Raw genomic sequence first — 11,401 nt, forward strand, 5'->3', positions numbered from 1 at the left:
GAAACCGGCAACGGCCTGAATGATAAGCGTTCGCACAACCGATTTGATCGTTCGGTGTCAGATTCGACACGATGGATATCCGTCGGGACGCGTTCGTCGGAGTCGTCGGCGGGACGCTGGCCGTCGCCACCTCGTTCGCCGTCGCGGGGAAAACGCCGGGATTCGTCGGCGTCAGTCGCGTCGAGGTGTCGACCGACGAAAACGGGACAGTCCAACCCGAGGAGTTCCGGAGCGCGTACCCGAACGGGCCGACTGGATGGGTGTCACGGACGATAGAGACGTGACAGGAGAATCGGACGGGCGGTGGGGTAGTTGGGTCGTGATCTATTCGTCGGCGAGTTGGTTGGCCCGGACGATGATATACAGCAGGACGATACCGGACCCGACGGCGAGGACGAGCTGTGTCAGGAACGTGAATAGGAGTTCGAAGAGGGAAGCCAACCCGAGGATTTCAAACAGGGTGGTTCGCAGGAGTATCGGGATGAACGCGACCACACCGACGGCCACGACGAGTTTGGCGAGGGGGAGCGCTTCGTACAGTATTTGATTCGTATCGAGTTCCTCCTCGGGAGCGGTGAAAAACGGTCTGTCGGACGACATACCCTCACGATGAAAATCGCTACGCAATGAATCTTGTGTAGCCGTCCGACTGGGGGGACGGAGACGGACGAACGACGTCAGCCTTCCAGATGGATAGCCGGGCGGAGCGGGGTGGCGTGTTGCGCCTTGTCCTCGGGGTCGGACGCGTCCTCACCTTCGCGGTACACCTCGACGTCGGCCTCGAACTCGCGTTCGAAGAAGTCCCGCGCGTCCTCGTACACCTCGACCTCGTTCAGGTCGGCCAGCACCGCAACCTGTTCGTCGGGACGTTCACGCACGTCCTCGACGAGTTTCTGCACGAGTTGGTTCACCTCGTCTCCCTTCTCGCGCAACTCTTCGTCCTGCATGACCTCGCCCATCACCGCACCGACATTCGAACCGGTATCGACGACGGCGGCGAGCACTTGTCGCTTCCAGTCGGCGGCGACGTACACCCGAATCGTCTCGGGGTCGGTGTCGGTCACGTTCACGATGTCGCGCACGTCGTCGGTCAATCCTTCGACCAGCGACTCCTCGATTTCGGTGACGGTGCTCTCGAAGTCCGAATCCACGTCGGGCCATTCGGCCTCCGCGATGGGGTTCCCCGTCAGGCGCTCGTGCAGTTCCGTCGCCATGAACGGGATGAACGGAGCCAGCAGGCGCAGGCGGGCGTTCAGCACGGTCCGGAGCGTCCAGCGAGCGCCCGGCCGGTCGGTGTCGGTGCGCTTTCGGTACCACTTCAGGTGCTCCTCGAAGCCGTAGAAGGCGGCCTGACTGGCGGTCCGCGTCTCGAACCGGTCCATCGCGTCGGTGACCTCGCGGACGGTTCTCTGCAGTTTCGACAGCAACCAGCGGTCGATGCGTTGCAGGTCGCGTTCGCCCTCGGGGGCCGAGATAATCTCGTTCGCGCGATTCCAGAACCGCCGCAGTTGGTTCCCCGTGCTCTCAACCTGCTCGCTCCGCCAGTCGTAATCCTGCCACGGTTCCGCGCTGTTCATCAGGAAGAATCGCACGGTGTCGGCACCGTACTTCTCGATGGCGTTCTCGGGCAAAACGACGTGGCCCTTCGAGGAGGACATCTTCTCGCCCTCCAGCAGACCCATGCCCATCACCGTGATTCCCTGTGGCCAGTTCGCCGGGTCGAACAGCTCGGCGTGGTGGAACAGGAAAAAGGTCAGGTGGTTGCTGACCAAATCGTTCGCGGAACAGCGGTAATCGACGGGGTACCAGTAATCCCACTCCTCGCGCAGGGCGAGGGCGGTTTCGTTGGGGTCGTCCACTGCTTCACTCGCTCGCGGTTCATCACCGCGCGCGCTTTCCGAGGCGCGTTGCGCCTCGCTTCCATAAAACAACGTGTCGAAGAACTCCTTGTCCAGTTCCTCCACCGGAACGTCCGAAATCCGGTGGGCGATGGTGTAGTAGGACATGTAGATGGTCGAGTCCGACAGGGGTTCGATGACGAACTCGTCGTCCCACGGCAGGCGCGTGCCCAGTCCGTAGTTGCGGATGCAGGGCCACTCGTTCAACCAGTCGATGGTGTGGTCGTACTGCTCGCGGGTGTTCTCGGGAATCGCGTCCAGTTCGGCGACGACCTCGTGGGCCTTCGCCTTCCACGCCTCGTCGTTGTACCGCAGAAACCACGTGTCCTGTTCGGCGACTTCGACGGCCCCGCCGCAGCGACAGACGACCTCCTCGCTGAACTCGTGCATCGTGTCGAACGACCCCTGTTCCTGGAACTCCTCTTTGAGGTCGTCGCGCACGTCTTCCACGATTTCCCCGGCGTAGTCGCCGTACATCCCACGAAGTTTCCCGCTGTGGAACTCGCGGTTGTACACCTCTTGGGTGGCGTCCTCCAGCGTGGGGTCAGATGAATCCTCGATGCCGTGTTCCACTACGGCGTCCTCCGCCGGGAACTCGCCGTAGCCTTCCACGTCGATGATGGCCTTCGGTTCGATTTCCGCGACTTCCTCGGGGTCGATGCCGTACTTCTCCATCCGGGCGTCGTCGGCGTCTCGCGGGCTCTGCCCGCTCGACTGTTCCGCGGCCCGTCGCGCCGCGCTCTTGGCCTCCTGCAAAGCCACCCAGTCGTCGGGGCTGTGCGCCGGGACGGACATGACGACGCCAGTCGCGTTGTCCGCGTCCACGAAGTTCGCGGGCAAGACCAGCACGTCGTCGCCCGTGACGGGATTCGTGACGTGCTCGCCGACGAGTCGCTCGCCGCTAAAGTGGTCTCGGATTTCGACGTCGTGGGCCTGCAGTTCCAGTTTCTCCGCCGCGGATTCCGAGACGAGCCACGGCTCTCCATCGACAGCAGCCTCGACGTACTCCGCGTCCGGGTCGATGTAGGCGTTCGTCACGCCGTGGACCGTCTCCGGGCGCAGGGTCGCCATTGGGACCGTGATTGCTCGCGGTTCGCTTCGCTCTCCGCTCGAACGGTTCGCGGAACTCCGTTCCGCGTGCCAATCAAATTTGACCAGCGTGTACTCCTGAAACTCGGCTTCCTCCCCCTCCAGCAGGTCGTGGGTCGTGACGGGGTTTTGCTCGTTCGTGCAGTATTTGACGGGGTGCAGGCCCTTCTCCAACAGGCCGCGCTCCTTCAGCGTCTCGTACTGCCACGTGATGAACTTCGAGTAGCGCTCGTCGTTCGTCGTGAATTCGCGCCGCCAGTCGATGGACAGTCCCAGCGACTGCATGTTCTTCTTGTAACTGTCCTCGATGAAGTGTCGGGCGAACCCCATCGGCGTCTCCATCTCCGACAGGTCCTCGTCGGAGACATTGTAGGTGTCCTGCAGCACGGACATCTGTTCGGGTTCCCGCTTTTTCAGGCGCTCCACCGCGCCGACGATTGGCGTCCCGGTGACGTGCCACGCGATGGGGAACAGTACGTTGTCGCCCTGCAGACGACGGTAGCGTGCCCACACGTCCGGGACGGTGTAGGTTCGCGCGTGGCCGATGTGCATTCCCCCGCTCGGATACGGGTAGGGGACCGTGACGAAGGTGGCCTCAGACTGGGATGGATCAACCTCGTATCGACCATCTTCCGCCCATCGAGACTGCCACTTCGACTCGATTTCCCGTGGCTCGTAGTCACTCATACCCTATCGGAGACGTGCGACGGTAAAAGAAGTGTCTACCTGACAGATAATTGTGAACGGACGGAGTGGGGGGCAAACGGCGCTCACAGATGACAACGTATAGAAGCCGAACGGAACAAATAGTGAACAACCCGGATTCTCGCATGCAAACACGACGACAGTTCGACCACACGGAAATCGAGCATCGCTGGCAGGAGGCGTGGGACGACGCCGACGTCTTCCACATCCCGGACGAGGCGACCGACCCGACGTACGTCCTCGGGATGTTCCCCTACACCTCCGGCCAACTCCACATGGGCCACGTCCGTAACTACACGATAACGGACGCCTACGCCCGATACAAGCGCATGGACGGCGAAAACGTCCTCCACCCGATGGGCTGGGACTCGTTCGGTCTCCCCGCCGAGAACGCAGCCATCGAACGCGACACGAACCCGCGCGACTGGACGCTCTCGTGTATCGACACGATGCGCGAGCAGATGGAAGGGATGGGCTTCGGATACGACTGGGAGCGCGAAATCACGACCTGCAAACCCGACTACTACCGCTGGAACCAGTGGCTGTTCACCCAATTCCGCGAGGAAGGACTCGTCGAGCGCGAGGCCGCCGAAATCAACTGGTGTCCGTCGTGCGAGACGGTGCTCGCCGACGAGCAGGTCGAAGGGGACGCGGAACTCTGCTGGCGCTGTGATACCCCGGTCGAACAGCGCGAACTCGACCAGTGGTTCCTCAAGATAACCGAGTACGCGGACGAACTCCTCGACGACTTGGACGACCTCGACGGCTGGCCGTCCAACGTCCGCCAGATGCAGCGAAACTGGATCGGTCGCCAGCACGGGTCTACCGTCGAGTTCGAGGTGAGCGAGGCAGCCGCCTCGGAAACGTCGAGCGGCAAGCAGGGCGAGCCGCGAGACTACGGCCCCGTCGAGGTGTTCACCACACGACTCGACACCATCTTCGGCGTCACGTTCTTCGCGCTCGCACCCGGCCACCCCATCGCCGAGGAACTGGCCGCGGAAGACGACGATATCGCACACTTCGTGGAGGAGATCGCCGACCCGGAGGGTGACGAACCGCAAGGGCCCCACCGACCTGACCGCGACGAACCCCGCGACGGGGGAGGAGATTCCGGTGTTCGTCGCCGACTTCGTGCTCTCGGACGTGGGAACGGGCGCGCTGATGGGCGTCCCGGGTCACGACTCCCGCGACCACGCCTTTGCAACGTCGATGGACGTGGACATCGTTCCCGTCGTCGCGCCGAGCGAGGACGACGTGCCGGACGTGAGCGAGGCGGCCTACACGGAGGACGGCGTGCTCGTCAACAGCGACGACTACGACGGCCTCGACAGCGACGAAGCCCGCGAACGGTTGGAGGGCGACATCGAGAGCGCCGCCCACGACGTGCAGTATCGCCTCCGCGACTGGGGAATCTCGCGCCAGCGCTACTGGGGAACGCCGATACCCATCATCCACTGCGAGGAGTGTGGCCCCGTCAGCGTCCCGGACGAGGACCTGCCGGTTGAACTGCCGGAGTTCGTGCAAACGACCGGTAACCCGCTGGATGCAGCCGAGGAGTGGAAGCACGTGAACTGTCCCGAATGCGGTGCCGATGCGCGGCGCGAAACGGACACGATGGACACGTTCATGGACTCGTCGTGGTACTTCCTGCGGTACGTCTCGCCGCACCTCGACGACGCCCCGTTCGACACCGAACAGGCGGACGACTGGATGCCCGTGGACCGGTACGTCGGCGGCATCGAACACGCCGTCATGCACCTGCTGTACTCGCGGTTCGTGACGAAGGTCATCTCGGACATGGACATGCTCGACCACCGCGAACCGTTCACGAATCTCGTCACGCAGGGATGGTCCTGCTCGACGGCGACAAGATGTCGAAGAGCAAGGGCAACGTCGTCTCGCCGCAGCGCATCGTCGAGGAGTACGGTGCGGACACGGCGCGCCTGTTCACGATGCAGGCCGCACAACCGGAGAAGGATTTCGACTGGACCGAAGAGGGCGTCAAGTCGAGTTACGAGTTCCTCCAGCGCCTCGCCGGGGCGGTCGAATCGTTCGCCGACTCGACGTTCGACGGCGACCGCGACGAAATCGCCGAATACGTCGAGCGCGAAATCGACGCCACCGTCGCCATCGCAAACGACGAGTTCGAATCGCTGACGTTCAACGGCGCGCTCCGCGAGACGCAGGAACTGACTTCGCTGCTCGCACGCTACCGCGAGGAGACGTCGCCGCACGGCCCGACGCTCGAACGCGGCCTGCGAACCGTCGTCAAACTGCTGGCACCCGTCACCCCGCACATCTGCGAGGAACTGTGGAGCGACCTCGGCGGCGAGGGCTTCGTCGTCGAGGCTGAGTGGCCCGAACCGGAGTCGGACCCCACCGAACTCGAACTCGCCCGACAGTTGGTCGAGAACACGCAAGAGGACGTCCGGCACATCATCAGCGTCGCGGACATCGACGACCCCGAACGCATCGATATCGTCGTCGCCGCGCCGTGGCAGTTCCTGGCGCTCGATTTGGCCCGCGAGTCCGATGCCAACAACGTCATCGGCGAAATAATGCAGGAAGACGAGATACGAAAGCAGGGCGACGCCGCCGCGAAGTACGGACAGGAACTCCAACAGGAGCGACAGTCGCTCCCGGAAACGCTCTCGCCGGAGCGAGAGCAGGTCGCGCTTCGACGGGCGAACTGGCTGTTCCAGCGCGAGTTCGGCGCCGACGTTCGTCTGCTGACGGCCGAGGAGGCCGACGGCGACGTGGCGTCGAAGGCCCGTCCGGGTCGCCCCGCGATACACATCGACTGAGCGACCCGTCTCTCGACTGTAACGTTTTTAGGGACCCGCTCCGTCGGCCAGCTCGTGGGCGAGTTCGCCGAGACCGTACGCGATTACGTCCGCGATACCCTCGCCGAGCGACTGCCGCGGTTCGACTGGGAGACCGAACATCGCATCCGGCGAACACCCGTCGATGTCGTCGGGCGAACCGACGACCGCTTCGTCGCCGTCGAACTGGAGTGGCGCAGGGCCGACCCCGTGAACAACACGGCGAAACTGTTCTACTACGTCGATTCGGGTGAATTGGACGGATACGACCGAATTTCGGTCGTACAGGTGTTCACGGGGTACTACGACCTGTCGTCGGGCGGCGTCTCCTCGAAGCGCGAAATCGCGGAGTTCGTCGGGACCGTCACGGCCGATTCGTTCGAGCACGTCTCGTTTTCCCCCGTGACGTTCGGACTCGAACCGCCGAAGCGAGGTGGCGAGTGGCCCGACAGGTGGCGGGCCGTCGCGGACGAGACGGTTCGAGAAATCGTTCGAGATATCTGAGTCGGTCGGGGAAAATCAGCGGCGCTTATTCCAAGGCGACGAGTTCGTCGTCGAGCATCTCCTGCAGGACGTCCCGAGCGTGCCCGTCGGGGTCCACGCCGGGGTAGAACGCCTGCACTTCGCCGTCCGCGACCACGAACGTCGTTCGCGGGGTGAAGCCATTCTCGACTTCGACGCCGAATGCGTCCGCGATGTCGCCATCGGGGTCGGCCAGCAGGTCGAAATCGAGGTCGAACTTCTCGGCGAACGCCTCGTGGCTCTCCACGTCGTCGGTGGAGACGCCGTACACGGTCACGCCCGCGTCGTGGTAGGTCTCCAGTTCCGTGTTGAACTGCTTCGCCTCGACGGTGCATCCCGGCGTGTCGTCGCGCGGATAGAAGTACACGACCGTCGGTTCCTCGAAGGACGGGGAAACCGTCTCGCCGTGCTGGTTCTTCGCGGTTATCTCGGGTGCGTCGTCGCCTGCATCGAGCGTCATACACGGCGATTGCGGCCGAATTGACAAGCCGTTTGTGGTCCCGGAATCAGTGGACTTCGATGTCGTGGGACTCGTCGCCGCCGCTCGCCTTCGGAAGCGTCACGGTCAGCACGCCATTTTGATACTCCGCCGAGACGCTCGATTCGTCCACCGCTTCGGGGAGCGTCAGCGTTCGACTCACCGACTGCTGGCGTCGCTCGCGTCGGAGGTAATCCTCGTCGCCCTCCTCGGTTTCGGCCCCGCTCTCGGCCGCGATTCGGAGGCGGTCGCCCCGAAGCGAGATGTCGATGTCGTCCTTCTCGAAGCCCGGCAGGTCGGCGGTTACGACGAACTTCTCGTCGTGGTCCGCCACGTCGAGGGACATGCCGCCGGGTTGCCAGCCCATTCCCTTGGAACCGAACTGGTCACCCATGGTCTCGAACTGGCGGCCCATTCGTTCGAACAACTCTTCGATTTCGTCGAAAGGATTTCTTCGTCCGGCCATTGTATCGCCTCGTCGGACGTTCGACGCGCGACGGCTTAAAAATTCACGCCGACCGACATCAGCGACCACAGCGAGCGCCACCACAGGGTCACAGCGAGCGCCACTACCGACACACAGCGACCGACAGACGGCCGTTAGCCGTCGAGAACGTGTTGGGTATCGTACGAGCCGAGGCGACGCACCCACCCGTTTTCGGCGAGGGGTTCGACCTCCGCGAGGGCTTCCTCCGCGCGCTCCTCGTACAGCCCCGCCTCGAAATCGAGGTGGAACACGTAGTCGCCCAGTCGTTCGCCGCTCGGGCGCGACTCGACGCGAGTGAGGTTGATTGCGCGCTCTGCGAACGGTTCGAGGAGCGAGAGCAACAGACCCGGATAGTTCGCGCCGGGATAGACGACCAGCGAGGATTTTCCTCCCGCGCGTGAGCGCTCGTCTGCGGGCGCGACGACGAAGAAACGGGTCGCGTTCGACGTTCGTTCCTGGATGTCTTCCGCCAGAACCTCCAACTCCTCGGCGTTGTCGGGGTGAGCGATGGCGGCGACGGACGAGTCGGCGCGGGCGTGTTCGACGCCGCGGGCGGTGCTCGTCACCGCCTCCCGCTTCGCGTCGGGGTACTCGGTTTCGAGGTAGGACCGACACTGGGCGAGCGCCTGCGCGTGGCTGGCGACCGTATCGAACTCCGCGCTCTGTGCCATCAGGGCGTGGCGAATCGGCGTCACGAGTTCGCGGACGACCGCGACGTCGTTGTCGGCGAGGGCGTCCAGCGTTCCCGTAACGCTTCCCTCGATGCTGTTCTCGATGGGGACGACGCCGCGGGGATAGTCGCCGTCGGCGACCGCCTCGACGATGCCGGTGACGGACTCCAGAAACTCGACGTCCTCCGCGACCGCGCTCGCGGCCCGGTGTGAGTACGTGCCCGCCGGTCCGAGGGTAACTGCTTGCATGCCGTGGAATTTCGGTCGGGTGGTCAAAAGCCCGTCGGGGACGGTAGATTATGCGTGTTCCGCCGCGGTCGTCCGGTCCACCAACTCGTAGAAGCCGCTCGCCCCGTCTCGGTCCTCCCGGTCCCGATACACGAAGGCGAGTTCTTCGGCCTCGAACTCCCGCAACCATTCGCGCCAACTGATGGTCGATAGCTCGTCGTCGTCCGTGTCCGGGAATTTGATTCGAAGATACCCGACGCTGTGGTCGCACGTCTCGGCCGTTGCCGGACTGCCGTCGTGTTTTTCCACCCACTTCGTTATCGTCTCGTGATTCGTCGTCACCTGCCCGTAAATCGTATCGGTCACATCGCGCGACATGAGTGTTCTCGGTTCGACCGTTGATTCGGCCGATTTCGGCGTGAGTTCCGTGGTTGCACATTCAGGGACGGTTTATTATCGCTTCCCGACCCCGATATCGAGGGGAACGAGACGCCGACGAAACCCGAGACGGCGGTCGGATTTAAGGCGAAGAACGGAGAAGAGTCAACCATGGTGAGTGATTCAGGAGAGACGCCGGACGAGGATATCGACGTGGAAGAAGTCGAACTCGGACAGCCGGTTCACGACGAGGACGGAAACAAACTCGGTACCATCCGTGGGTTCGACGAGGACGGGTTCTACGTCACGATGCGAGAGGGCTACGAAGCACTCTCCATCGGTCACGCACGCGCTGGCCACGATTTCGGTGAAGCGGAACTGATGTGGCGCTGTTCGGACTGCGGCGAGATGGGCAACTTGGACGACAACCTGCCGAACACCTGTCCCAACTGCGGCGCGCCGAAAGAGGACCTCTACTACTGGACGGAAGACTGAGACGACACCGGCAGACGCCCTACTTTTTCACCCACCGCTTCCTCGGTCAAGTATGAACTTCGTCGTGTTCGGTGCGGGAAGCCTCGGAACGCTGGTCGGCGGCCTGCTCGCCCGCGAACACGCGGTGACGCTCGTCGCCCGCGACCCGCACGCGACCGCCGTCCGCGAATCCGGGCTCTCCGTCGCGGGCGAATTCGACTTCCTCGTGGGGGCGGACGCGACCACCGACGGAACCGACCGCCGCGCCGATTGTGCCATCGTGACCGTCAAAGCGTTTCACACCGAAACCGCCGCGCGCGAGTTGGCGACAGGCGAGTTCGACGCCGTGCTGTCGCTCCAGAACGGGATGGGAAACGAGGACCTGCTTGCGGCGCACCTCGACTGCCCCGTTCTCGCCGGAACCGCGACTTACGGTGCGGTCCTGACCGAACCGGGCCGCGTCGAATGTACCGGAATCGGCGAGGTCGTCCTCGGGGCACGCGACGGCGGGCAGTCCGACCCGGCCGACCGCATCGGGACCGCGTTCTCCGTGGCGGGAATCGAGACGACCGTCGCGGACGACATGCCCCGACGGCTGTGGGAAAAGCTCGCCGTGAACGCGGGCATCAACCCGACGACGGCCCTCGCACAGGTGGAAAACGGTGCGCTTCGCTCCGGCGACGCAGAGGGAATCGCCGCGACGGCAGCCCGTGAAACGGCCGCCGTCGGCCGAGCGGAGGGCGTCGAACTACCCGACGAGGACGCGGTGGCGGCGGTGCGGACGGTCGCCGAGGCGACCGCCGCGAACACCTCCTCGATGCGCCAAGACGTCGAGGCGGGCCGCCGAACCGAAATCGACGCGATAAACGGCTACGTCGTCGCACGCGGGGAAAAGCGGGATATCGACACGCCCGTCAACCGAACGCTCGCCGGACTCGTGAAAGCGTGGGAGCGGGAGAACGGACCGTAGAGAGGACAGAACGTGAGAGGTACAGAACGTGAGGAGTGCGGAACGTAAGAGGTGCAGAGCGTGAGAGGTGCAGAACGTAGGGAGTGCGGTGGGTCTTATGAGCGCATGATGACGAACAGGGACGCGATGCCGCCGATGAGGAGGACGAACCAGTAACTCGCCACGCGATAGACGATGGCGGCGGCCACGCCCGAACTCCACGGGATCGCCGGAACGAGCGCGACGATGAGGACGGTCAGCGCCGCCTCGACGCCCGCCAGTCCGCCCGGCGTCGGCGTCAGTCCGGCCAACGTGCTCGCCGGAACGATGAAGAGCACGAGCACCAGCGGGAGCGGCAGGCCGAGCGCCCGCCCCGCGAAGTACAGCGGCAGAGCGAAGAAAATCCAACCGGTGTACGAGAAGACGAGCGCGAACAGCAGTTCGCGCGGCTCGTTCGCGATTCGTTCGAGGGAATTGTAGAAGCGGTCGATGCGTTTTCGAATCCCCTCGACGGTGATGCGAGACGTGCGAGTCGCAATCGGTGCCGCAAGTCGAATCACGAGGTCCTCGACGCGCTGTCGATACCGCCATCCGACGTATGCAATCGCCGGGACGCCGAACGCCAGCCACACGAGTCCCTGCGCGAGCGTCTTCGCATTGTCGGGGAGCGACGCGCGGATGAGCAGGTAGCTCAGGCCGA

The 11,401-nt window shown here is 63.9% G+C and carries 11 protein-coding genes and 1 pseudogene; 5 read left to right on the plus strand and 7 right to left on the minus strand.

Features of this window, described 5'->3' with window-relative positions:
• Positions 1-71: 71 nt before the first annotated feature.
• Positions 72-284 carry a hypothetical protein gene (locus tag BG842_RS22410; RefSeq protein WP_069452532.1) on the plus strand — a complete coding sequence of 71 codons (213 nt, stop codon included), beginning with the start codon at positions 72-74 and terminating at the stop codon, positions 282-284.
• Between the two features lie 40 nt (positions 285-324).
• Here the strand turns inward: BG842_RS22410 and BG842_RS22415 are convergent, their stop codons facing one another.
• Both BG842_RS22415 and leuS (BG842_RS22420) read right to left on the minus strand, forming a co-directional pair.
• Positions 325-600: a hypothetical protein gene (locus tag BG842_RS22415; protein ID WP_069452533.1), complete on the minus strand. Its 276-nt coding sequence runs from the start codon at positions 598-600 to the stop codon at positions 325-327.
• Positions 601-677: 77 nt separating this feature from the next.
• Positions 678-3,674 (minus strand): leucine--tRNA ligase, encoded by a 2,997-nt coding sequence (gene leuS, locus BG842_RS22420; protein ID WP_069452534.1) that lies wholly within the window; start codon positions 3,672-3,674, stop codon positions 678-680.
• Positions 3,675-3,817: 143 nt separating this feature from the next.
• Between leuS (BG842_RS22420) and leuS (BG842_RS22425) the strand changes: the two are divergent.
• A pseudogene (gene leuS / locus BG842_RS22425) lies at positions 3,818-6,496 on the plus strand (leucine--tRNA ligase).
• A gap of 54 nt (positions 6,497-6,550) precedes the next feature.
• Positions 6,551-7,018, plus strand: coding sequence for a hypothetical protein (locus BG842_RS22430; protein ID WP_069452535.1), 468 nt, complete (start codon positions 6,551-6,553; stop codon positions 7,016-7,018).
• A gap of 25 nt (positions 7,019-7,043) precedes the next feature.
• Here BG842_RS22430 and BG842_RS22435 read toward each other — a convergent pair whose 3' ends face one another.
• The 4 genes from BG842_RS22435 to BG842_RS22450 all read right to left on the minus strand — a co-directional run bounded on the left by BG842_RS22435 (position 7,044) and on the right by BG842_RS22450 (position 9,266).
• Complete coding sequence (locus tag BG842_RS22435) at positions 7,044-7,496, minus strand: peroxiredoxin (protein ID WP_069452536.1); 453 nt, start codon at positions 7,494-7,496, stop codon at positions 7,044-7,046.
• Between the two features lie 46 nt (positions 7,497-7,542).
• The gene (locus BG842_RS22440; protein ID WP_069452537.1) at positions 7,543-7,980 is read right to left on the minus strand and encodes an Hsp20/alpha crystallin family protein; all 438 of its coding nucleotides are present in this window, start codon (positions 7,978-7,980) and stop codon (positions 7,543-7,545) included.
• Positions 7,981-8,114: 134 nt separating this feature from the next.
• Positions 8,115-8,921 carry a prephenate dehydratase gene (gene pheA / locus BG842_RS22445; RefSeq protein ID WP_007982257.1) on the minus strand — a complete coding sequence of 269 codons (807 nt, stop codon included), beginning with the start codon at positions 8,919-8,921 and terminating at the stop codon, positions 8,115-8,117.
• Between the two features lie 48 nt (positions 8,922-8,969).
• Positions 8,970-9,266: a hypothetical protein gene (locus BG842_RS22450; RefSeq protein ID WP_254663398.1), complete on the minus strand. Its 297-nt coding sequence runs from the start codon at positions 9,264-9,266 to the stop codon at positions 8,970-8,972.
• 183 nt (positions 9,267-9,449) lie between these two features.
• Between BG842_RS22450 and BG842_RS22455 the strand changes: the two genes are divergently transcribed.
• Positions 9,450-9,773, plus strand: coding sequence for a rubredoxin-like domain-containing protein (locus tag BG842_RS22455; protein WP_069452539.1), 324 nt, complete (start codon positions 9,450-9,452; stop codon positions 9,771-9,773).
• Between the two features lie 52 nt (positions 9,774-9,825).
• Positions 9,826-10,722, plus strand: coding sequence for a ketopantoate reductase family protein (locus tag BG842_RS22460; RefSeq protein ID WP_069452540.1), 897 nt, complete (start codon positions 9,826-9,828; stop codon positions 10,720-10,722).
• A 95-nt stretch (positions 10,723-10,817) separates the two neighbouring features.
• Here BG842_RS22460 and BG842_RS22465 read toward each other — a convergent pair.
• Positions 10,818-11,401, minus strand: a 584-nt coding sequence (locus BG842_RS22465; RefSeq protein ID WP_139136242.1) for a flippase-like domain-containing protein, incomplete at its 5' end; no start/stop codon positions are given.

It is taken from the genome of Haladaptatus sp. W1 (genome assembly GCF_001723155.1).
GTDB lineage: Archaea > Halobacteriota > Halobacteria > Halobacteriales > Haladaptataceae > Haladaptatus > Haladaptatus paucihalophilus.